21 protein-coding genes and 2 tRNA genes are annotated in these 21094 nt (G+C 68.1%); 9 read left to right on the top strand and 14 right to left on the bottom strand.

All coding sequences use genetic code 11. The features are described from left to right. From EHF32_RS04120 to pdxS, 7 genes are all read right to left on the bottom strand, one after another. The gene (locus EHF32_RS04120) at window positions 1-456 is read right to left on the bottom strand and encodes a preprotein translocase subunit YajC (RefSeq protein WP_137416943.1); all 456 of its coding nucleotides are present in this window, start codon (window positions 454-456) and stop codon (window positions 1-3) included. An 80-nt stretch (window positions 457-536) separates the two neighbouring features. After that, window positions 537-1565, bottom strand: a complete 1029-nt coding sequence (gene ruvB / locus EHF32_RS04115) for a Holliday junction branch migration DNA helicase RuvB (RefSeq protein ID WP_137416942.1) — start codon at window positions 1563-1565, stop codon at window positions 537-539. Next, entirely contained in the window at window positions 1558-2172 is a 615-nt protein-coding gene (ruvA, locus tag EHF32_RS04110) for a Holliday junction branch migration protein RuvA (protein ID WP_137416941.1), read from the bottom strand. Before ruvA ends, ruvB begins: the two co-directional genes overlap by 8 nt. Before the next feature lie 46 nt (window positions 2173-2218). Next, window positions 2219-2785 carry a crossover junction endodeoxyribonuclease RuvC gene (ruvC, locus tag EHF32_RS04105; protein WP_137416940.1) on the bottom strand — a complete coding sequence of 189 codons (567 nt, stop codon included), beginning with the start codon at window positions 2783-2785 and terminating at the stop codon, window positions 2219-2221. Between the two features lie 61 nt (window positions 2786-2846). Next, window positions 2847-3605, bottom strand: a complete 759-nt coding sequence (locus tag EHF32_RS04100) for a YebC/PmpR family DNA-binding transcriptional regulator (protein WP_137416939.1) — start codon at window positions 3603-3605, stop codon at window positions 2847-2849. A gap of 41 nt (window positions 3606-3646) precedes the next feature. Beyond that, complete coding sequence (gene pdxT / locus EHF32_RS04095; RefSeq protein WP_443189864.1) at window positions 3647-4189, bottom strand: pyridoxal 5'-phosphate synthase glutaminase subunit PdxT; 543 nt, start codon at window positions 4187-4189, stop codon at window positions 3647-3649. 49 nt (window positions 4190-4238) lie between these two features. Continuing rightward, window positions 4239-5129, bottom strand: a complete 891-nt coding sequence (gene pdxS, locus EHF32_RS04090) for a pyridoxal 5'-phosphate synthase lyase subunit PdxS (RefSeq protein WP_137416937.1) — start codon at window positions 5127-5129, stop codon at window positions 4239-4241. 85 nt (window positions 5130-5214) lie between these two features. Between pdxS and EHF32_RS04085 the strand changes: the two genes are divergently transcribed. Beyond that, window positions 5215-6561 (top strand): aminotransferase class I/II-fold pyridoxal phosphate-dependent enzyme, encoded by a 1347-nt coding sequence (locus EHF32_RS04085; RefSeq protein ID WP_137416936.1) that lies wholly within the window; start codon window positions 5215-5217, stop codon window positions 6559-6561. A gap of 7 nt (window positions 6562-6568) precedes the next feature. Then, window positions 6569-7420, top strand: a complete 852-nt coding sequence (pdxY, locus tag EHF32_RS04080) for a pyridoxal kinase PdxY (RefSeq protein WP_137416935.1) — start codon at window positions 6569-6571, stop codon at window positions 7418-7420. A 6-nt stretch (window positions 7421-7426) separates the two neighbouring features. Here pdxY and EHF32_RS04075 read toward each other — a convergent pair whose 3' ends face one another. The 3 genes from EHF32_RS04075 to thrS all read right to left on the bottom strand — a co-directional run bounded on the left by EHF32_RS04075 (window position 7427) and on the right by thrS (window position 10641). Continuing rightward, on the bottom strand, window positions 7427-7999 hold the full coding sequence (locus tag EHF32_RS04075; RefSeq protein ID WP_137416934.1) for a hypothetical protein: 573 nt from the start codon (window positions 7997-7999) through the stop codon (window positions 7427-7429). An 81-nt stretch (window positions 8000-8080) separates the two neighbouring features. Continuing rightward, entirely contained in the window at window positions 8081-8638 is a 558-nt protein-coding gene (locus tag EHF32_RS04070; RefSeq protein WP_137416933.1) for an HIT family protein, read from the bottom strand. Further along, complete coding sequence (gene thrS / locus EHF32_RS04065) at window positions 8635-10641, bottom strand: threonine--tRNA ligase (protein WP_137416932.1); 2007 nt, start codon at window positions 10639-10641, stop codon at window positions 8635-8637. Before thrS ends, EHF32_RS04070 begins: the two co-directional genes overlap by 4 nt. A gap of 63 nt (window positions 10642-10704) precedes the next feature. On the opposite strand from thrS, the gene EHF32_RS04060 reads away from it, so the two are divergent. After that, complete coding sequence (locus EHF32_RS04060) at window positions 10705-11859, top strand: SLC13 family permease (RefSeq protein ID WP_137416931.1); 1155 nt, start codon at window positions 10705-10707, stop codon at window positions 11857-11859. Window positions 11860-11861: 2 nt separating this feature from the next. On the opposite strand, the gene EHF32_RS04055 is transcribed toward EHF32_RS04060, so the two are convergent. Next, on the bottom strand, window positions 11862-12203 hold the full coding sequence (locus tag EHF32_RS04055; RefSeq protein ID WP_238343785.1) for a hypothetical protein: 342 nt from the start codon (window positions 12201-12203) through the stop codon (window positions 11862-11864). A 256-nt stretch (window positions 12204-12459) separates the two neighbouring features. Between EHF32_RS04055 and EHF32_RS04050 the strand changes: the two genes are divergently transcribed. The 4 genes from EHF32_RS04050 to EHF32_RS04035 all read left to right on the top strand — a co-directional run bounded on the left by EHF32_RS04050 (window position 12460) and on the right by EHF32_RS04035 (window position 17920). Continuing rightward, a complete protein-coding gene (locus EHF32_RS04050) occupies window positions 12460-14091 on the top strand; it encodes an ABC transporter substrate-binding protein (protein ID WP_137416930.1) in 1632 nt (543 codons plus the stop codon). Window positions 14092-14178: 87 nt separating this feature from the next. Next, window positions 14179-15252 carry an ABC transporter permease gene (locus EHF32_RS04045; protein WP_137416929.1) on the top strand — a complete coding sequence of 358 codons (1074 nt, stop codon included), beginning with the start codon at window positions 14179-14181 and terminating at the stop codon, window positions 15250-15252. Then, window positions 15252-16235, top strand: coding sequence for an ABC transporter permease (locus tag EHF32_RS04040; RefSeq protein ID WP_137416928.1), 984 nt, complete (start codon window positions 15252-15254; stop codon window positions 16233-16235). Before EHF32_RS04045 ends, EHF32_RS04040 begins: the two co-directional genes overlap by 1 nt. Then, complete coding sequence (locus EHF32_RS04035; protein ID WP_137416927.1) at window positions 16232-17920, top strand: dipeptide ABC transporter ATP-binding protein; 1689 nt, start codon at window positions 16232-16234, stop codon at window positions 17918-17920. Before EHF32_RS04040 ends, EHF32_RS04035 begins: the two co-directional genes overlap by 4 nt. 57 nt (window positions 17921-17977) lie before the next feature. Here the strand turns inward: EHF32_RS04035 and EHF32_RS04030 are convergent, their stop codons facing one another. Continuing rightward, window positions 17978-19192: a cupin domain-containing protein gene (locus EHF32_RS04030; protein WP_137416926.1), complete on the bottom strand. Its 1215-nt coding sequence runs from the start codon at window positions 19190-19192 to the stop codon at window positions 17978-17980. Between the two features lie 237 nt (window positions 19193-19429). On the opposite strand from EHF32_RS04030, the gene EHF32_RS04025 reads away from it, so the two are divergent. Together EHF32_RS04025 and EHF32_RS04020 are read left to right on the top strand one after the other, a co-directional pair. Further along, window positions 19430-20143, top strand: a complete 714-nt coding sequence (locus tag EHF32_RS04025; protein WP_137416925.1) for an alpha/beta fold hydrolase — start codon at window positions 19430-19432, stop codon at window positions 20141-20143. 134 nt (window positions 20144-20277) lie between these two features. Next, a complete protein-coding gene (locus EHF32_RS04020) occupies window positions 20278-20817 on the top strand; it encodes a hypothetical protein (RefSeq protein ID WP_137416924.1) in 540 nt (179 codons plus the stop codon). Window positions 20818-20899: 82 nt separating this feature from the next. On the opposite strand, the gene EHF32_RS04015 is transcribed toward EHF32_RS04020, so the two are convergent. Beyond that, window positions 20900-20971: transfer RNA gene (locus EHF32_RS04015), tRNA-Val, on the bottom strand. 26 nt (window positions 20972-20997) lie between these two features. Next, window positions 20998-21068, bottom strand: a tRNA-Cys gene (locus EHF32_RS04010). Window positions 21069-21094 lie beyond the last annotated feature (26 nt).

Here is a 21094-nt window from a genome sequence, read left to right as displayed (position 1 = left end):
TCAGGCCTCAGGCTTGTCCTTCTTGTCGTTCTCGACCTCGTCACTGTGCGACGAGTACTTGTGGTCGTCGCTGATCGAGGTGATGTCACCGTCGGCGACGCCGGCGATGTACTCGGCCTCACTCGCCTCGGCCTCGATGAACTCGTCCTCGGTCACGACGCCCTCTGCAGGGTCGACGATTCGCAGGATGGCCTGGCTGTGCACCTTGATCTCGACGCCAGGAGCGATCTCGATGAGAGCCGGCTGGTCGAGGTTGTCGGCGTCGAACTCGACGATCGTTCCGTACAGGCCGCCCTGCAACAGCACCTCGGCGCCGGGGACCGTCTGGCGGGCCTTCTGTTCCTGCTCGGCCTTCGCCTTCTGCATGCGGCGACGCGAGCTCCAGAACATGAAGATCAGGAGGATCACCAGCAGGATGATCAGACCGTAGTTGGCGAAGAAGGTCGCGAAGTCCATGAAGTGGAGGGGCCCTTTCCGGGGCAGCGCGAACCGGGTCCAGCGCTGGTCGAGTCAGTTGCGGCGAAAGCCTTCAGCGATTATAGGTCATCCAAGCGCAGCGCTCCGGTCGGATGGGGCACGCCCAGGTGCCCGTAGGCCTCCGGAGTCGCCACGCGTCCTCGCGGCGTGCGCCCCATGAAACCGATCCGCACCAGGTAGGGCTCGACCACCGACTCGATCGTGTCGGCCTCCTCACCCACCGCGACAGCAAGGGTGCTCAGCCCTACCGGGCCGCCGCGGAAGCGACGGATGACCGCGTCCAGCACGGCCCGGTCGAGCCGGTCGAGACCGATCGGGTCGACGTCGTACAGTTCGAGCGCCGCATCCACACTGGCGAGACTGCCCGATCCTCCATCGCCGTACACGATGAGGTAGTCGCGCACTCGTCGCAGCAGCCGATTCGCGATACGCGGGGTTCCGCGCGAGCGGCGGGCGATCTCGGAGCGCGCCATGGCCGGCAGATCGACGCCGAGCATCGTGGCCGAGCGGGCGATGACCCGTTCGAGCTCCTCGGGCTCGTAGTACTCGAGGTGCGCGGTGAAGCCGAAGCGATCGCGCAGCGGATTGGGCAGCAGTCCGGACCGCGTGGTGGCGCCCACGAGGGTGAAGGGGGCGAGATCGAGGGGGATGCTCGTAGCGCCGGCGCCCTTGCCGACCATGATGTCGATGCGGAAGTCCTCCATCGCGAGGTAGAGCATCTCCTCGGCGGAGCGCGCCATCCGGTGGATCTCGTCGATGAACAGCACCTCGCCGGGCGTCAACGACGATAGGAGGGCCGCCAGATCGCCGGCGTGCTGGATGGCGGGCCCGCTGGACATCCGCAGCGCGCGGCCACTCTCGTGCGCGACGATCATCGCGAGGGTCGTCTTGCCGAGACCCGGAGGACCGGAGAGCAGAATGTGGTCGGGTGGGCGCTGTTGGATGCGGGCCGCGTCGAGCAGCAGCTGCAGCTGACCGCGTACCTTCTGCTGTCCGACGAAGTCGGCGAGCGAGTCGGGCCGCAACGCACCCTCGATCGCGAGCTCGTTCTCGTCCGCGGGGCTCCCCGCGTCTCTCAACTCATCCACGCAGCACCTCCGCGCGGGCCGGGCCCAGCGCCGCAAGGGCCCTGCGCAGGAGAGCCGCGACCGTGCGCTCGTCGGGTGCGTCGGCGACGACGACCGCAGCCGTCTCGGCGGCGACGCGCTCGGACCAGCCCAGACCGACGAGTGCCTGTGCGAGCTGATCGACGAGATCGGGCGACCCCGCCGAGGGGCCGGCGGCGGATGAGGTGGGCGGTGCCAGTTTGCCGGCGAGCTGCACCACGATCAGCTTGGCGGTCTTGGGGCCGATGCCGGAGACCTTGCGGAACGGACCGTCGGCTTCGTCGGCCACCGCCTGTGCGATCTGGTCGATGCTGAGCTCGGCCAGCACACCGAGCGCGGACTTCGGGCCGACCCCGGAAACTGCGATCAGCGCCGCGAAGACCGCCAGCTCTTCTCGAGTGCGGAATCCTACGAGCGACAGGGCATCCTCGCGGACGATCATGTGCGTGTGCAGCAGGATCTCGTCACCCAGGTGCACGGCGCGCGAGACCTCCGGGGTCACGGCCACGCTGTAGCCGACGCCGGCGACTTCGAGAACCAGGCCGTCGGAGGATGCGTGTGCAACGGAGCCGCGGAGCGAGGCGATCATGGCTGTGAGCCTAGCCCGCTTCGCACCTTTGTTCGATTCGACACGCTCAGCGTCGCGTCTTCTCCGCCGCTCGCCACGCGCGCTGCGCCGGAGTCAGAGCCGCATCCGAGACCGCCGCTCCCCCGGCACTGTCGCCGCGCCACGCGTGGCACAGTGCGAGCGCGAGCGCATCGGCGGCATCGGCGGGTTGCGGAAGCGCATCGAGTCTGAGGACTCGTGCCACCATCGTCTGCACCTGCAGCTTCTCGGCGGAGCCGTAGCCGGTGATCGCGGCCTTGACCTCGCTGGGCGTGTGGGTCGCGGTGCGTAGTCCGTGCTCGGCCGCGACGAGCAGCGCGATACCGCTGGCCTGCGCCGTCCCCATCACGGTGCTGCGGTTCTGCTGCGCGAACACGCGCTCGACGGCGACGACATCGGGCCGATGCTCCCGCACGGCGTCGCGGAGCCCCTGGGCGATGAGGTGGAGCCTTTCCGCGATCGGAAGCTCGGGCGACGAGCGGATGACGCCGACGTGCACGAGGCTGGCGCGGCGGTCTGCCGCGGCGTCTACGACGCCCACGCCGCAGCGAGTCAGGCCCGGGTCGACACCGAGCACACGCAGAGAAGAACCCACCCCATCACGGTACGTGTCTCAGGGCGAGCCGGTGCCTCGACGCGCCCGCAATGCCCGACGCTTACTCGTCGGCCTCGAGCTCCGCCTGCACCTCGGGCGTCAGGTCGAAGTTGCTGAAGACGTTCTGCACGTCGTCGCTGTCTTCGAGGGCGTCGATCAGACGGAATACCTTCCGCGCGGTCTCCGCGTCGACCTCGACCTTGAGATTGGGGACGAACTCGACATCGGCCGATTCGTACTCAATGCCCGCGTCGGTGAGCGCGGTACGGACGGACACCAGGTCGGAGGCCTCGGTGATCACCTCGAAACCCTGCGCGTGCGGCTCGATCTCCTCCGCACCCGCCTCGAGCGCGGCCATCATGACGTCGTCCTCGGTCGTTCCCTCCTCGGAGACGACGATCACGCCCTTGCGCGTGAAGTTGTAGGCGACCGACCCCGGATCGGCGAGAGTTCCGCCGTTGCGCGACAGTGCCGTGCGGACCTCGGCCGCGGCGCGGTTCTTGTTGTCGGTCAGACACTCGATCATGAGGGCGACGCCGTTGGGGCCGTAGCCCTCGTACATGATCGAGGAGTACTCGACCGACTCGCCGCCGATGCCGGCTCCGCGCTTGATGGCGCGGTCGATGTTGTCCTTCGGGACCGAGGTCTTCTTCGCCTTGAGGACTGCATCGAAGAGCGTCGGGTTACCCGCCAGATCGGCCCCACCCAGCTTCGCGGCGACCTCGATGTTCTTGATGAGCTTCGCCCACGACTTCGCACGACGCGCGTCGACGACGGCCTTCTTGTGCTTCGTGGTGGCCCATTTGGAGTGACCGGACATGAGTCTCCCGTGTTCAGCGGCTGGAAAGTCCAGCGTCGATCTTAGTTCAGCCGCGCGCGGACCCGCTCGAGGAGGCGTTCATGGAACCGCGTCTCGTCCGAGACCTCCGGGTGGAACGACGTTCCCAGCAGGTTCCCCTGCTCGACCGCGACCACGCGTCCGTCGTCGAGGGTCGCGAGGATGTCCACGGCCCGACCGACCTTTTCGACCACGGGCGCACGGATGAAGACGGCCTTCACCGGCGGCCCGCCCAGTGCCTCGACCCGCAGGTCGCTCTCGAACGAGTCGAGCTGCGAACCGAACGCGTTGCGCCGCACGACCACGTCGAGGCCGCCGAAGCTCTCCTGGCCGGGGAGGCCGTCGAGCACCTCGTCGGCGAGGAGGATCAGTCCGGCGCACGTCCCGTAAACCGGGAGCCCCGCGGCGATCTCCCGGCGCAGGGGGTCGCGCATCCCGAACGCCCGACTCAGCTTGTCGATGACACTCGACTCGCCGCCCGGGATCACCAGGCCGTCGACCTCGGCGAGTTCCGTGGGCCGACGAACCGGTCGCACCGCCGCGCCGAGGAGTCGGAGGATGCGCATGTGCTCGCGCACATCGCCCTGGAGGGCGAGGACCCCGATGCGGGGAGCATCACCAGCCACGGTCGGCGAGGCGGTGCGGGGCGGGGAGATCGGCCACGTTGATGCCGACCATCGCCTCGCCGAGTCCGCGCGAGGCCTCGGCGATGACGGCGGGGTCGTCGAAGAACGTGGTCGCCTTCACGATGGCGGCAGCACGCTGGGCGGGGTTGCCGGACTTGAAGATCCCGGAGCCCACGAAGACGCCGTCGGCTCCCAGCTGCATCATGAACGCGGCATCCGCGGGGGTCGCGACACCGCCGGCGGTGAAGAGCACGACCGGGAGCGTGCCGGTGCGGGCGACCTCCGCCACGAGTTCATACGGCGCCTGGAGTTCCTTCGCCGCGACGTACAGTTCGTCCGCGCTCTTCGCACCGAGAGCCGCGATCTCACCGCGAATGGTGCGGATGTGCTTCGTGGCCTCCGAGACGTCACCCGTGCCCGCCTCCCCCTTGGAGCGGATCATCGCCGCACCCTCGGTGATCCGCCGCAGAGCCTCACCCAGGTTCGTCGCGCCACACACGAAGGGGACGGTGAAGCCCCACTTGTCGATGTGATTCACGTAATCCGCCGGCGAGAGCACTTCGGATTCGTCGACGTAGTCCACTCCGAGCGCCTGCAGAACCTGAGCTTCCACGACGTGACCGATTCGCGCCTTCGCCATGACCGGAATCGAGACCGCCGCGATGATCTCGTCGATCAGGTCGGGATCGCTCATGCGCGCAACACCGCCCTGCGCGCGGATGTCTGCGGGGACGCGCTCGAGGGCCATGACGGCGACGGCCCCCGCGTCCTCAGCGATTCGCGCCTGCTCGGCGGTGACGACGTCCATGATCACGCCGCCCTTCAGCATCTCCGCGAGTCCGCGCTTGACGCGCGTGGAACCGGTGAGGGAATCGGTCATCGGGTGCTCCTTCGTCCACGCCGCCCGGTGCGACGTTTTGTCCTAGGTCAGAAATTAGCATGTCCTACGGCGTAGGCTGGTGTGGATGTCTCTGTCTGACACGCGTCCCGAGATCCGCGGCTCCTCCGCCGCGGAGATCGCCGACAGCGTCCGCGCACTCGTCGAGCGCGGCGAGCTCGCTCCCGGCCAGTCACTGCCGCCGGTTCGGGCGCTCGCCGAGGCGCTGGATGTCAACCGCAACACGGTCGCGGCGGCATATCGTCTGCTCACGCAGGCGGGAACCGTCGTCACCCGCGGGCGCGGCGGCACCCTCGTCGCCGAGGCCGCACCGGTCGCGCAGGAGGGATTCGCCGCCGGAACCGTGCTCCGTGATGTGGGCACCGGCAACCCCGATCCCGACCGCATCCCGAACACCCTTCCCGCGCTGACACGCATCGCCCGCCGCCCCGTCCTCTACGGCGAGCCCGTCATCGACCCCGATCTCGAGGCGTGGGCCCGAGAGTGGGTGAGCGCCGACCTCGCGCCGTCGACAGTGCGGTTGACGATCACGAGCGGTGCGGTCGACGCCGTCGAGCGGTTGCTCGCACAGGCCCTGACCAGAGACGACGCCGTCGCTCTCGAAGACCCCTGCTTCCTCGCCAGCATCCACACCGTGCGCCTCGGCGGTTATCGCGCCGTTCCGGTTCCCGTCGACGCCGAGGGGATGACGGTCGACGGACTTCGTGCTGCGCTCGCCGCCGGCGTCCGCGCGATCGTCTGCACGCCACGTGCCCAGAACCCGACCGGCGCGAGTCTGAGTGCACGACGCGCCGCCGAGCTGCGCGCCGTGCTCGAGAACCATCCGTACGTGCTCATCATCGAGGACGACCATTTCTCGCTCCTGTCACCGCAGCCCTACCACTCGATCATCGGAACGAACCACCGACGGTGGGCACTCGTGCGGTCGGTCTCGAAGTTCCTCGGACCCGACATGTGCCTGGCCGTCGCGGCATCGGATCCCGAGACCGCGGACCGTCTGGCGCTGCGCCTCAGCCCCGGGACCACCTGGGTCAGCCATCTCCTGCAGCGGCTCGCCATCGCCCTCCTCGCCGACGAGACGGTGCAGGGCGCGATCGGGGCGACAGGACGGCACTACGCGGACCGCAACCGTGCCTTCGCCGAGCGGGCGCGGGACCACGGCCTCGCCGTCGAGCCGGGCGACGGACTGAACCTGTGGGTCCCCCTCGGCGTTTCCGCTCGCGCCGTCGCCGAGCAGCTCATGCGCCGCGGCTGGCTGGCACGCACCGGCGACGAGTTCGTGCTCGCCGACGCGCGCGCGACGCACTACCTGCGCCTGACGGTGCATGATCTCTCCGACGATGATGCCGGTCGGCTCATCGCCGACCTCGTTGCGGCCGTGGATGCGGTCGCCGCCACTTCGAAGATGGGATGACTCCACTGTGAAGGTACTTTCGATCCAGTCCGCCGTCGCCTACGGCCACGTCGGCAACTCCGCTGCGGTCTTCCCCCTGCAGCGCATCGGAGTCGAGGTTCTGCCGGTGTATACCGTGAACTTCTCGAACCACACCGGGTACGGCGCGTGGCGAGGACCGCTCATCGCACCGGACGATGTGCGCGAGGTCGTCACGGGCATCGAGGAGCGCGGTGTCTTCGACAGGATCGACGTGGTCCTGTCCGGCTATCAGGGTTCCGAGGGCATCGCCGACGTGATCGTCGACACGGTGGCGCGCGTGAAGGCCGCAAACCCGAACGCCGTGTACGCATGCGACCCCGTCATGGGCAACGCGAAGTCCGGTTGTTTCGTCGCTCCCGCGATTCCCGAGCTCCTGCGCGAGAAGGTCGTCCCGGTGGCGGACATCATCACGCCCAATCAGTTCGAACTGGGCTTTCTCACCGGCACCGATCCGCACACGATCGAGGAGACCCTCGCTTCAGCGGATGCGGCCCGCGCGATGGGTCCGGACACGGTTCTCGTCACGAGCGTCGAGCGCCCCGACCGCGACGAGGGAACGATCGAGATGATGGCCGTGACGCCCCGAGGCGCCTGGATCGTGACGACGCCCTTGCTGCCCATGAAGGCGAACGGATCCGGCGACGTGACCGCGGCCCTCTTCACAGCGCACTACACGCGCACCGGTGATGCCGCGGACGCCCTGGCCCGCACCGCATCCAGCGTGTTCGACCTGCTCGAGGCCACACACCGCTCGGGTGAGCGCGAACTCCAGCTCGTCGAGTCGCAGGAGGCCTACGCGCATCCCCGCATGCAGTTCACCGTGCGTCAGGTGCGCTGAGTCGGCTCAGCCTCCGGTGGCGGCACGGAAGGCGCTCTCCCACTGGGGAGCGTCGGCCGGACACAGGAATCCCGTTCCGAAGACCATGATGCTGGTGACATTGCGCTCCGTCGTCGGATCGCCGTTCGTGAGTGCCGAGATCAGCGGCGAGGTCGCCACGTGCGTGGCGTACAAGTCTTGGTCGACATCGTGACCGTTGAGGATCGAGGTCTCGCAGGCGTCCAGAGCGAGGGCGAGCGTGATGCTCTCGATCTCCGGGGACCACGTGCCGCCCTGCGACTCGGTGTAGGCCCGCTGCTGGGAGATGAACTCCTGCTGCTCGGGGGTCTTCGGCGTCAGCATCGGGTCTCCCGGAACCTGCTGTTGGGCCTCGAAGAACGCATCGCGCTCGGCGAAGACATCGCCGTCGATCAGATCGTCGGACCCGGAGTCGCCGGTGATCTCCGTGGGTTGGCCCGAGGGAGCGAGCGCCTCGCCCGACCCGCTGGATGAGGGCAGTGGGGTGAACTGGCACCCCGCCAACGGCACGAGAGCCAGCAGCAGCATGGGTGCGATGAGTCGGACGGAACGTGTGCGCATGAGAGACCCCCGGGCTCGTGGAACTATGCCCGCCACGCTATCGGCAGGCGATCGCGGGCACCGGGGGCTTGTGGAGAACGCTCAGAGCGGCCACGCGTCGGCCAGCGAGCGGCGCACGTCGCCGAGCAGCTGTGGCAGTGCCTTGGTGCGCGCGATGATCGGGAAGAAGTTCGCGTCGGTCGCCCACCGCGGGACGACGTGCTGGTGGAGATGGCCCGCCACCCCCGCGCCTGCCACGGCGCCCTGGTTCATGCCGATGTTGAACCCGTCGCACCGGGACGTCTCGCGGAGTACGCGCATCGCGGTCTGTGTGAGCGCACCGATCTCGGCGACTTCTTCCGCATCCGCCTGGTCATAGGTAGGGATGTGGCGGTACGGGCACACCAGCAGGTGGCCCGAGTTGTACGGGAACAGATTCAGCAGGACGTATGCGCGAGCCCCGCGATGCACGATGAGTCCGTCCTCGTCGCTCTTGTGCGGCGCGGCGCAGAAAGGGCACTGCTCGGAGTGCGGCTCGGGGCCGGCCTGGATGTAGGCCATGCGGTGCGGAGTCCACAGCCGCTGGAACTCATCCGGCACGCCGGCCAGATCGGATGCGGCGATCAGCGCCGCATCCGTCTGATCCGGCTCCGTCGTCACGCGAGGTCCTCCGCGGTGTTGACGAGAGTCTTCTCCGCGATCGCGCGCTGAATCATCGCGATCGCGTCGTCGACGGGAATCCCGTTCGTCTGCGTCCCGTCGCGGAAACGGAAGGACACCGTGCCGGCACTGCGGTCCTGCTCCCCCGCGATCAGCTGGATCGGGACCTTCTGGGTCGTGTGCGTGCGGATCTTCTTCTGCATCCGGTCGTCGGAGTGATCGACCTCCGCGCGGACACCCGACACCTTGAGGCGGTCGACGATGCCGTCCAGGTAGTCCGCGAACTGCTCGGCGACCGGGATGCCGACCACCTGCACGGGCGAAAGCCACACGGGGAAAGCCCCCGCATAGTGCTCGAGCAGGATGGCGAAGAAACGCTCGATAGAGCCGAACAGCGCCCGGTGGATCATGATCGGGCGGTGCTTCTCGCCGTCGGGACCGGTGTACTCGAGACCGAAGCGCTCGGGAAGGTTCGGGTCGACCTGCACGGTCGACAGCTGCCAGGTGCGGCCGATGGCGTCCCGGGTCTTGAGGTCGATCTTCGGCCCGTAGAAGGCGGCCTCGCCCGGCACTTCGGTGAGCTTCAGGCCGCTCGCCATGGCGACGTTGCGCAGCGCGTTCGTCGAGTACTCCCAGAACTCGTCGGAACCGATCCACTTCGACTTCTCGTCGTCGCGCATCGAGAGCTCCAGCTCGAAGTCCTCGAGCCCGAAGTCGCGGAGCATCGAGATCACGAACTCCAGCACGCGCGTCGCCTCGGCCTCGAGCTGCTCGGGGGTGACGAACAGGTGCGAGTCGTCCTGGGTGAATCCGCGCACGCGCGTGAGGCCGTGCAGGGCACCCGAGAGCTCGTTGCGGTAGACGGTGCCGTTCTCCGCGAGTCGCATCGGCAGGTCGCGGTAACTGCGGCCGCGCTCCTTGTAGATGAGGATGTGCATCGGACAGTTCATCGGCTTGAGGTAGTACTCCTGGCCGACCTTGGTGACGTTGCCCTCCGCGTCGCGCTCTTCGTCCATGGTGATGGGGGGGAACATGCCCTCCCGGTAGGTCACCAGATGGTTGGAGGTGATGAACAGGTCTTCCTTGGAGATGTGCGGCGTGTAGACGTAGGTGTAGCCGCCTTCCACATGCCGACGCCTCGCGTGCTGCTCCATCTCGCCGCGCACGATGCCGCCCTTGGGGTGCCAGACGCTGAGGCCGGAGCCGATCTCGTCGGGGAACGAGAACAGGTCGAGTTCCTTGCCGAGCTTGCGGTGGTCGCGCTTCGCCGCCTCCTCCAGCCGGTGCTGGTAGGCACGCAGGTCGTCCTTGGTCGCCCACGCGGTGCCGTAGATGCGCTGCAGCTGCGGGTTCTTCTCGCTGCCGCGCCAGTACGCGCCGGCGATGCGCTGCAGATCCCACCCATTGCCGATGACGCGGGTGCTGGGCACGTGGGGTCCGCGGCAGAGATCCTTCCAGACCGTCTCGCCGTCGCGGTTCACGTTGTCGTAGATCGTGAGCTCACCCGCGCCGACCTCGACCGATGCCCCCTCGGCTGCTTCCTTCTTACCGCCCTTCAGGCCGATGAGCTCGAGCTTGAAGGGCTCGTCGGCAAGCTCCGCGCGCGCCTCGTCGTCGGTCACGACCCGACGCACGAACCGCTGGTTCTCGCGGACGATCCGCTCCATCTCCTTCTTGATGGCTTTGACGTCCTCCGGCGTGAACGGGGTGTCGGTGCCGAAGTCGTAGTAGAAGCCATCGGTGACGGGCGGGCCGATGCCGAGGTTCGTCTGCGGCTTGATGCGCTGCACCGCCTGTGCGAGCACGTGCGCGGTGGAGTGACGGAGGATGGCCAGGCCGTCCTCCGACGAGATCGTGACCGGCTCGACGACGTCGGACTCAGCGATCGTCGTCGCGAGGTCCTTCAGTTCGCCGTTCACGCGCAACGCGATGACGGAGCGGTCGGGATAGAGGGCGAATCCGTCTGCGGGGTATGCGACGGCTGCCGGGGTCAGATCAGTCAAAGGACGCTCCTGAAGTGGGTCTCAATCGATCCTATCGAGCTTGCGAGGCGGCAAGATGGTGTCGTGAAGCTGGCCCTCATCGGCGGCGCGCTGCTGCTGGTCGGCGTCGCCGCGGTCCTTTTCGGCGTCCTGCCCCCGGACGCGGCCGTTGCGGTGGCCGAACGCATCCTGCCGGTTCTCGGCTTCGTCACCGCGATCACGGTCGTCGCCGAGCTCGCGACCCGCGTGGGCCTGTTCGACGTGCTCGGCGCTTTTCTCGCACGCCTCTCCCGCGGCCGCACGATCGTGCTCTGGCTCCTCGTGGTGGCGCTCGCGCTGGTGTCCACCGCGTTCCTCTCTCTCGACACCACCGCAGTGCTGCTCACGCCCGTCGTCGTCGCTGTCGCCAGAGCGAACGGACTTCCCCCCTTGCCATTCGCGTTCGCGACGGTGTGGCTGGCGAACACGGCGTCCCTGTTTCTCCCGGTGTCCAATCTCACGAACCTGCTCGCAGCCCACAATCTCGAGGGAGGCACGGGAGCGTTCGTGGGACTTCTCGGGCCGTCGGCGCTGATCGCCGTGGTCGTGACCGTGGCCCTCCTGTGGCTCCGCGACCGCAGGCGGCTGCGAGGACGCTTCTCCCCCGCAGCGTCACCGCAGATCGCCGACAAGCCGCTCCTGATCACGGCCGGAGTGATCGTGGCGGTCATGCTCCCGCTGCTGGTCTCGGGCCTCGAGCCGTGGATCCCCGCGGCGGCAGCGGCTGTCGTGCTCGTCGGTTTCGTCTCGTGGCGCTCGCCCCGACTGCTCTCGCTGCGCCTCATCCCCTGGCAGTTGCTCGTCTTCGCGAGCGGTCTGCTCTTGGTCGCCGCGGCGGCGGATGCGGCGGGTCTGCTCGACCCGGTCTCTGCTGTCCTCAACTCTTCGGACCAGCCATGGGCGGTGTTCGCGGTCGCCGGTGCGGGAACCCTCGGCGCGAACGTGATCAACAACCTTCCCGCCTACCTGGCCCTCGAACCGGCCGTCGCAGCATCCCCGATCCATCTCGCGGCGCTCCTCATCGGCGTCAACGCGGGTCCGCTGATCACGCCGTGGGCGTCACTGGCGACGCTGTTGTGGCACGAGCGGTTGCAATCCGAGGGCATCGACGTGTCGTGGGGACGATTCATCCTCTGGGGTGCGCTCGCGGCTCCCCTGGTCGTCGGACTCGCCGCGATTCCGCTGCTGTGGATGCGGTGAGCTCAGGCCTCTGAGATGTCGTAGTCGGGGTCGTAGCCGTCGTCCGATCCGTCGGTCCCCTCGACTGCGCGCAGGTGGCGCTCGGGCGTCGGGCGGACCCGCTGGAGGTGTGCCTCGAGCTCGGAGCTGTCGAAGTCAGGGTCGTCGCCGTCCCGCGTGACGGGTACCGAGAGCACATCGTTGCCCAGACCCACCACGAGTTCTGCGGTGCCCTCCGGATCGATGGGGATCCGCACCGCCGCCGCTTCGCCACGCTTGGCGAGTTCCGCGGTCAGTTCGACGAGGAGGCGCGCCACATCGTCGGTGGTCAGAACGTTCTCGCCGGCATAGGTGATGCGTCTCATGCATCCACCATGGACTCCCGTCCACCGCGGGGCGGGGCGGTTGCGACGACTGTTGCGGTGGTCTAGGCACGGGCAAATCCGATGATCGCCGGGCGGCCGTCTGAGCGATCTGCTGACCGACGACGCGCGATGGGAGGCGTTTCGGGTGCGTTAAAAGATCGCCATCTTCCTGGGTGTTCGCTCAAGACCAGGTGAGAATGACCTGCATGCGCGGGGCGAAGTGCGCCCAGCGACCATTCACAGCAGGGATACCACTATGTCTCTTGTTCACATCAGGCGGGGCCGTGTCGGTCTCGCAGTCGCCGCTCTGGCCGGCACGGCGGTGATGCTGGCCGCGTGCTCGGGCGGGGGCGGCAGCGAGTCGACCGGCGGCGGCACGGGCGGCGACCTCATCGTCGGCACCACTGACAAGATCACCTTCATCGACCCGGCGGGCTCCTACGACAACGGTTCGTTCGCGGTGATGAACCAGGTCTACCCGTTCCTCTTCAACAGCCAGTACGGCACTGCGGATGTGACTCCCGACATCGCCGAGTCCGGCGAGTTCACTTCGCCGACGGAGTTCACCGTCACACTCAAAGACGGACTCACCTTCGCGAACGGACACGAGCTGACGTCGTCGGATGTCAAGTTCAGCTTCGACCGGCAGCTGAAGATCGCCGATCCGAACGGGCCCTCCTCGCTGCTCGGCAACCTCGCATCCGTCGAGGCGCCCGATGACACCACCGTCGTGTTCACCCTGAAGAACGGCAACGACCAGACCTGGGAGCAGATCCTCTCCAGCCCCGCAGGTCCGATCGTCGACGAGGAGGTCTTCTCGGCCGACGCGCTCACCAGCGACGATGACATCGTCGCCGGCAACGCCTTCGGCGGTCAGTACGTGATCGACTCGTACAAGATCAACGAACTCATCTCCTACAAGCCCAACCCCGACTACAAGGGCGCTCTCGGCGCAGCGGAGAACAGCAGCGTCACGGTCAAGTACTACGCCGACTCCTCCAACCTGAAGCTCGATGTCGCCGGCGGCGACATCGACGTCGCCTTCCGCAGCCTCTCCGCCACGGACGTGGACGACCTGTCGAAGAACGACGCGGTCAAGGTCGTGGACGGTCCCGGCGGCGAGATCCGCTACATCGTCTTCAACTTCGACACGATGCCCTTCGGTGCCGCGACGCCCGAGGCCGACCCGGCCAAGTCGCTCGCGGTACGGCAGGCGATGGCCGACCTCATCGACCGCGAGGCACTGAGCGAGGACGTGTACAAGGGCACCTACACGCCGCTCTACTCCTACGTGCCCCAGGGTCTCACCGGCGCCACCGAGCCGCTGAAGGAGCTCTACGGTGACGGTGCGGGGGCGCCCGACCTCGACAAGGCGAAGGCCGCGCTCGAGGCCGTCGGTGTATCGACCCCGGTCACACTGAACCTCCAGTACAACGGCGACCACTACGGCCCCTCGTCGGGTGACGAGTACGCCGCGGTCAAGTCGCAGCTGGAAGAGGGCGGCCTGTTCACCGTCAATCTCGCGCAGACCGAGTGGGTGCAGTACTCCAAGGACCGCACCGCCGACGTCTACCCGATGTATCAGCTCGGATGGTTCCCCGACTACTCCGACGCCGACAACTACCTCACGCCGTTCTTCGCCGCGGACAACTTCCTCGCGAACCACTACGACAACAGCGAGGTGCAGGAGCTCATCACGGCTCAGGCGTCCGAGACGGATGCGGCCGCGCGCCAGTCGGACATCGAGAAGATCCAGGAGCTCGTCGCGGCCGACCTCTCGACGCTGCCGCTGCTGCAGGGCACGCAGGTCGCCGTCGTCGGCCAGGACGTGGACGGCGCCGTGCTCGACGGCTCGTTCAAGTTCCGCTACGCCCCGCTCCACAAGTAAGTCCCCCTCGCTCCGGACGACGCCGCCGCCTTCCGACGGCGTCGTCCGGACGCGGGTCGAGGACTCCGACCGTTCAAAGGTTTCCGCATGGTCACAGCGGTAGACGCCGCCGCCGTCGTCAAGCCCGTCGCTCCCCAGCGGGGTGGGCTCTGGCGCTACATCCTGATCAGACTCGTCCTGATCATCCCCACCGTCTTCATCCTCGTCACCCTGGTCTTCCTCCTGATGCGGGTCACCGGAGACCCCATCACGGCCGCCCTCGGCGGCAAGCTCCCACCCGATCAACTCGCCGAACGCATCCACGAGGCCGGATACGACCGCCCGCTGATCGTCCAGTACGCGGAGTACATCGGCGGGGTCTTCCGCGGCGACTTCGGCAACACGATCACCGACGGGCGCCCGGTGGTCACGATCCTGCTGCAGTATGGATCAGCGACGCTCGAGCTCGCCCTGTACGCGCTCATCGTGGCCTTCGTCCTCGGCATCCCGCTCGGTCTGCTCGCGGCCTACCGACGCGACCGCTGGCAGGATGCGGCCCTGAGGATCGCCGCGATCCTGGGTTACGCCACGCCGATCTTCTTCCTCGGGATGGTCCTCAAACTCATCTTCTCCGTCGCGCTCGGCGTCCTTCCCGCATCCGGACGCGCGGGTACGCGCACCGAGCTCGCCCTACAGAGCCTCGACGGCCAGACCGGTATCTACCTCATCGACGCCATCCGACTCGGCAGAGCGGATGCGGTGGGCGATGTCCTGTGGCACGCGGTCCTGCCGGCGCTCGCTCTCGGCATCCTTACGGCCGGCATCTTCCTGCGCCTCGTGCGCACCAACGTGATCGGCACGCTCGGCTCGCAGTACGTCACGAGCGCACGCGCCCGGGGCGTCGGCGAGTACCGGCTCGTCACGAAGCACGCCTACCGTCCGGCGCTCATCCCGATCGTCACCGTCATCGGCCTGCAGATCGCCGTGCTCCTCTCGGGCGCCGTCCTCACCGAGACGACCTTCGAGTGGAAGGGCATCGGCTTCATGCTCTCCGAGTATCTGAAGGCGCGGGACTTCGTGGCCGTTCAGGGCATCGTGGTCATGATCGCCGTGGTCGTCGCGGTCACGAACTTCATCGTCGACGTCGTCGCCGCCCTCATCGACCCGCGAGTGAGGTACTGATGTCCACCGCCCCGTCCCCGGCAGCCGTCACCGACCGCCGCCGTCCGCTTGCCGACCGACTGCCCGTCCTCTCACAGCTCCGCCGCAGCGTGGGGCTGCAGCGCGGGATGCTCGTGGCCGGGCTCGTCATCACGGCCCTGTTCATCCTGACCGCCGCCCTCGCACCATGGATCGCGCCCTACGGCTTCGCGCAGCGCTCGGTGGACGGCCAGGACTTCGGCACCCTCCAGGCACCGAATGCGGTCAACCTCCTCGGAACGACCGTCAGCGGCTTCGACGTCCTGTCGCGGACGATCTGGGGTGCGCAGACGGCGCTGCTCGCCATCGTGTGCGCGATCGCCTTCTCGATCTTCCTCGGGGTGCTCGTCGGCCTGCTCGGCGGGTACTTCGGCGGTTGGCTGGACCGCATCCTCGTCGTCCTCGCCGATGCCATCTACGCCTTCCCCTCGCTGCTGCTGGCGATCGTGATGTCGATCGTCATCAGCCAGGGGCAATCGACGCTCTGGGGCGGCATCCTCGCTTCGGCCATCGCCATCACTGTCGTGTTCGTCCCGCAGTACTTCCGTGTGGTCCGCAGCGAGGTGGTGCGGGTCAAAGCGGAACCGTTCGTGGAGTCCGCGCAGGTCATCGGGGTGCCGACCTCGCGTATCCTCCTGCGGCACGTGCTGCGCAACTCCACCCGGTCGCTGCCGGTCGTCGTCACCCTCAACGCCTCCGAGGCGCTGTTGACGCTCGCCGGCCTGGGCTTCCTCGGATTCGGCATCGAAGCGACGGCTGCCGCGGAGTGGGGCTACGACCTCAATCGCGCCGTCTCGGACGTCACGAGCGGCATCTGGTGGACCGCCATCCCACCGGGCATCGCCATCGTCCTCGTCGTCCTCGGCATCACGCTCGTCGGTGAGAGCCTCAACGACCTGAGCGACCCGCGGCTGCGCACCCGGCGCCGCGCGCCCCGCTCGCGCACGAAGGAGGCGTCCGCATGAGCGACATCGCACGCATCGACGACCTGAGGGTCGCCTTCGCGACCGACGGTGATCCCGTCGTCGCCGTCGACGGCATCTCGCTCGCCGCGCACGCGGGCGAGGTGCTCGCCATCGTCGGCGAATCCGGGTCCGGGAAGACCGTCACGGCCAACACCATGCTCGGGCTGCTGCCGGAGACCGCCACCACGTCCGGCGCTGTGGTGATCCAGGGCCGGGACGGCGGCGAGACCGACATCGTCCATGCATCCGCGTCCCAGCTGCGCGCTATGCGCGGTCGCGATGCCGCGATGGTGTTCCAGGAGCCGTCGACGGCTCTGAATCCGGTGTTCACCGTGGGGTGGCAGATCGCCGAGGGCATCCGGGCGCATGAGCGGGTGACGCGGGCGGAGGCGCGGCGCCGCTCGGTCGAGATCCTCCGGAAGGTCGGGATCCCCGAGCCGGAGAAGCGCGTCGACGATTACCCCCACCAGTTCTCCGGCGGGCAGAAGCAGCGCGTCGTCATCGCCATGGCGCTCGTGCTCAATGCGGGTCTGATCATCGCCGACGAGCCGACGACGGCGCTGGATGTGACCGTGCAGGCGGAGATCCTCGAGCTGCTGCGCGCGTGCCGCGACGAGTTCGGCGCGACGATCGTCCTCATCACGCACAACATGGGCGTGGTCGCCGACCTCGCGGATCGTGTCGTGGTCATGTATCGCGGCGAGATCGTCGAGCAGGCGCCGGTACGCGAGCTCTTCGCCGCACCGCAGCAGTCCTACACGCGCGAGCTGCTCGCGGCTGTTCCTCATGTCGGCGCCGGGAAGAGCGCGGCGCAGGACCCGGCAACGCCCGCACCGACCGAGCCGCCGGCGGGGAGCCTCGTGGTCGCTCGCGATCTCCACATCGCCTACCCGGGCCGCTTCGGTCGCACGGGCGTCGTAGCCGTGCGCGGCGTCGATTTCTGGATCGGCCCGGGTGAGGTCCTCGGCCTGGTCGGAGAGTCCGGCTCGGGCAAGACCACGATCAGTCGCGCGATCGTGGGTCTGACCTCCGTCGTGGACGGGTCCCTGGAGGTCCTCGGCACCGAGATGCGCGATGTCAGGTCCCGTGCGCTCACGGCGCTACGCCCGCAGGTGGGATTCGTCTTCCAAGACCCCGCCACGAGCTTCAACCCTCTGCTGACGATCGCGGAGTGCATCGCCGAGCCGCTCGTGGTGCACAAGCGGGTGCGTAGCGCCGCTCAGGCGCGCAAGCGCGTCGACGAGCTCCTGGATGCGGTGCGCCTCCCCGCCGCCTACGGGGACCGTTTCCCGCATGAGCTGTCGGGAGGACAGCGCCAGCGCGCGTCCCTCGCCCGCGCCCTCGCCCTCGACCCGAAGCTGCTGATCGCGGACGAGCCGACCAGTGCGCTCGATGTGTCGGTGCAGGCCACGGTGCTGGAGCTGTTCGCCGCACTCCAGCGGGAGCTCGGCTTCGCGTCGCTGTTCATCAGCCATGACCTGGCCGTCATCGACGCCGTGGCGGACCGCGTCGTCGTCCTGCGACAGGGTGAGGTGCGCGAGCAGGGAACGACCGCGCAGGTGCTCCTTAACCCGCAGGACGCCTATACCGAACGCCTCCTGACATCGCTGCCGGTGCCGGACCCGGTGGCGCAGGCGGAACGCCGCGCCGCGTGGCTGGCGCTGCCGCCCGAAGCGGGGCGATGAACGGCGCGTGCGCCGGGGCCTCACCCGCGCCGGGCCGGTCGCGGCGCACGCATCCGCTCATCCGCGAAGGGGCGTGATGCCCTGCGCCGTCCGGGGGAAGGTCGCGAGGACGGCGGGGTCGATGTTGAGGTGGGCGGAGACGAGCTGTGGCGGCACGTGCGCGAGCCAGTTGGCGAGGCTGATCTCCTCGTACCTGTCGGTGCGGAACACCTCGAGGAACTGCAGGAGGTCGTCGCCGGTGTTCTCGATGTAGTGGCCGTAGTTCTTCTTGACGACCCCGACATCACCCGGCCGGAAGTCGGTCGTGTTGGCGTGCGGGCCGGTGTTGAACACCGTCATGCGGGCTGAGCCGCGTAGGTAGTACTGCCACTCGTCCGCGTTCGGGTGCCAGTGCAGCTCGCGCATGGAACCGCGTTCGACCGTCACGAGCGCGGCAGCGACGGTGTTCGAGTAGGCGTAGTTGGTGGAGTCGGCGACCTGGACGCTGCCGCCCGAGTTCTGATACCGCGGCTGGGAGCGGGACAGCCGGAAGATGACCGGCTCCGTCCCCCACTCGACGCCCGCGGCGGCCTGATCGACCTCCAGGGCGGGCGGCTCGTCGCCGGGGAAGATCCAGAGGTTGTGCAGCGGGATGTCGGAGAACACCTCCTGGGCGACCCCGAAGTTCTTCGCGAGCACCTCCGGCGGCGTGTGTGCGAACCAATCCGTGAGCAGCAAGGTGTTCGATTCCGACTGCGCTCCGTCATCGAAGGCGAGCACGAACTCCGCGCCGTCCGGTCCGAGCCCCTGCAGCGAGTGCGGGGTCCCCGCCGGGAAGAACCAGAGATCACCTTCCTCCACATCCTCCACCGCCGGCAGACCCGAGCGGCTGAGTGTCGTCACACGCGCCTTGCCGCGCGTCATGACCGCCCACTCGGCTGTCTGATGCCAGTGGAGCTCGCGGATGCCGCCCGGCTCCAGATACATGTTGACCCCCGCGATCTCATCCGAGATGTGGAAGTCGCTGCTGGTCAGCTCGCGCGCCCATCCGCCACGCTGCACGCGACGAGGAGAGATGTTGAACGACGACCAGAAGAACGGCTGCGTTGAGATGTCGGTCGCCGGAGCATCGATCTGATTCGGGAACTGCGACGTGATGACGAGGTTCTGCGGACCCGTCATGACGGTGCTCTGCGGCCGGTCGACCGTGTTGATCTCGCCCTCCGCTGGAAGGTCGGGATTGCCGAACGTCGCTGCCTCGTGGTGCGGCACTGTGCTGTCCGGGGTGTCCATGCTGGCGCTCCTTCGTCACGTCGAGTAGATGCCGGCGAGTCTCGCCGAACGGTGCCTCGGCTCGGCACCGCGCGATGACGCAAGTCGCTTCGACGCGCGTCGAGGCTCGTCAGGGAGCGGGACGGATTCCGACTCAGAGCGGATGCGGGTGCCTCGCGCCGCTTATAGCGTCTGCGCGTACCCGCTGCGCCGCCGGGCGCCTCGCAAGCGAGCACAGGAACCTGAGGAGAACCACCCATGTCCGACACCACCGTCGTCCTCGTCCACGGCGCGTTCGCCGAGTCCTCGAGCTGGAACGGCGTCCTGACGCTGCTGCAGGATGCGGGCATCGACGCGATCGCGACCCCGAACGCCCTGCGCAGCGTGACCACGGACGCGGAGAACGTTCGTCGTCTCGTCGACTCGCTGCCCGGCGACGTGCTGCTGGTGGGGCATTCGTACGGTGGAGCGGTCATCACGGAAGCCGGCGCCGGGAACCAGAAGGTCAAGGGCCTCGTCTATGTGGCGGCCTTCGCGCCCGACCACGGCGAGAACGCCCTCGACCTGACCAGTCAGTTCCCCGGAAGCTCCCTCGGTGAGCGCGTGCGACCGTACCCGCTCGGCGACGGCACGAACGACCTCGTCGTCGACCGCGCACTCTTCACGGACCAGTTCGCCGCCGATGTGCCGCTCGAGGTCGCGAAGCTGTCGGCCCTCACGCAGCGTCCGATCCGGGACTACGCCCTCGGCGAGGGCCTGCCCGCCGAGACGCCGGCGTGGAAGACGCTCCCGTCGTGGTTCATCTACGGGACGGGCGACAAGAACATTCCCGAGGCGGGGCTCGCCTTCATGGCGGAGCGTGCCGGCTCGCGCGGCACTCGCGTGATCGACGGCGCGTCGCACTCGGTCATGGTCTCGAACCCCGGGGCGGTGGCAGAGCTGATCAAGGCCGCGCTCGCAGAACTCGCCTGACCCCTCGAGCCGGCGCGGCGCGGGGATCGAACCGGTGACGTATGCTCTCCTCGTCCTCTCCAAGAGCGGGGATCAGGCGGGACGCGTCGTCAGGCGCGGATGCCGCCGGCCGGTCGGCGAGGGGAACGCGGACAATGATCGAGCCGAGACGACGCGTGTGGCCCTGGACGATACCCGCCGGGCTCGGCGGATGGCTGATGACGGCCGCGCTGCTCCCCTCGACGATCACCGTGTGCGGCTGGGACGTGATCGACTCCGGCATGGTGAGCGCTGAGGTCTGGGTCAACAGCTCGATCGTCCTCGCAGGCTGTACAGCGCTGGCAGCCGGCTGGGTGGTGGCGTACTCGATATGGGCGCGCCGGCGCCCGCACCTCGCGTGGGCGCATGTGCTGCTCTGCATCGGCTTCGGCGCGACCGCGTGGGGAGTCCCCTACTTCGGGCTCGCTTACACGATCAGCGACCATTGGTCCGAGGGGAAACCGCTGGAAGGAATCGACCCACTGGGCGCCGGATACTGCGGCCTCGATCTCAATCCCGCGGGAGCTGCCCTGGTGACCGGGGGTTTCGCAGCCATCGCGATATGGCTCGTCTGGTTGTGCGTGACGCGGCTGAGCGAGCGCCGCCGGGCTCGCCCAGCGACCATTCGCGACATGGGGCGCCCGCGGAACGCGTGACAAGATGCGCGTGCGTTCGAAGCGTCCGCGCACGACTCACCCCGAAAACGAGAAAACCCCCGGATGACCGGGGGTTCTTCGGTGCGCGATACTGGGATCGAACCAGTGACCTCTTCCGTGTCAGGGAAGCGCGCTACCGCTGCGCCAATCGCGCCTGTACAGGCTGTTCAGTTATGGGCGAGGTGGCGACGGGATTCGAACCCGTGTAAACGGCTTTGCAGGCCGGTGCCTAGCCGCTCGGCCACGCCACCGTGTGTGGTTCGACCCACGTGACGTG

Source organism: Microbacterium sp. RG1 (assembly GCF_005347485.1).
Taxonomy (GTDB): domain Bacteria; phylum Actinomycetota; class Actinomycetes; order Actinomycetales; family Microbacteriaceae; genus Microbacterium; species Microbacterium binotii_A.
The sequence above is the reverse complement of the archived record's forward strand: the minus strand, read 5'-3'. Positions and strand labels throughout refer to the sequence as shown.

Excerpts from the sequence above, each read along its gene's own strand:
- EHF32_RS04120 (WP_137416943.1), bottom strand. The coding sequence starts at position 456 with ATGGACTTCGCGACCTTCTTCGCCAACTACGGTCTGATCATCCTGCTG.
- ruvA (WP_137416941.1), bottom strand. The coding sequence starts at position 2,172 with ATGATCGCCTCGCTCCGCGGCTCCGTTGCACACGCATCCTCCGACGGC.
- EHF32_RS04100 (WP_137416939.1), bottom strand. The coding sequence starts at position 3,605 with ATGTCCGGTCACTCCAAATGGGCCACCACGAAGCACAAGAAGGCCGTC.
- pdxT (WP_443189864.1), bottom strand. The coding sequence starts at position 4,189 with ATGCGCATCCTCCGACTCCTCGGCGCGGCGGTGCGACCGGTTCGTCGG.
- pdxS (WP_137416937.1), bottom strand. The coding sequence starts at position 5,129 with ATGACCGATTCCCTCACCGGTTCCACGCGCGTCAAGCGCGGACTCGCG.
- EHF32_RS04085 (WP_137416936.1), top strand. The coding sequence starts at position 5,215 with ATGTCTCTGTCTGACACGCGTCCCGAGATCCGCGGCTCCTCCGCCGCG.
- EHF32_RS04075 (WP_137416934.1), bottom strand. The coding sequence starts at position 7,999 with ATGCGCACACGTTCCGTCCGACTCATCGCACCCATGCTGCTGCTGGCT.
- EHF32_RS04055 (WP_238343785.1), bottom strand. The coding sequence starts at position 12,203 with ATGAGACGCATCACCTATGCCGGCGAGAACGTTCTGACCACCGACGAT.
- EHF32_RS04050 (WP_137416930.1), top strand. The coding sequence starts at position 12,460 with ATGTCTCTTGTTCACATCAGGCGGGGCCGTGTCGGTCTCGCAGTCGCC.
- EHF32_RS04045 (WP_137416929.1), top strand. The coding sequence starts at position 14,179 with ATGGTCACAGCGGTAGACGCCGCCGCCGTCGTCAAGCCCGTCGCTCCC.
- EHF32_RS04040 (WP_137416928.1), top strand. The coding sequence starts at position 15,252 with ATGTCCACCGCCCCGTCCCCGGCAGCCGTCACCGACCGCCGCCGTCCG.
- EHF32_RS04035 (WP_137416927.1), top strand. The coding sequence starts at position 16,232 with ATGAGCGACATCGCACGCATCGACGACCTGAGGGTCGCCTTCGCGACC.
- EHF32_RS04030 (WP_137416926.1), bottom strand. The coding sequence starts at position 19,192 with ATGGACACCCCGGACAGCACAGTGCCGCACCACGAGGCAGCGACGTTC.
- EHF32_RS04025 (WP_137416925.1), top strand. The coding sequence starts at position 19,430 with ATGTCCGACACCACCGTCGTCCTCGTCCACGGCGCGTTCGCCGAGTCC.
- EHF32_RS04020 (WP_137416924.1), top strand. The coding sequence starts at position 20,278 with ATGATCGAGCCGAGACGACGCGTGTGGCCCTGGACGATACCCGCCGGG.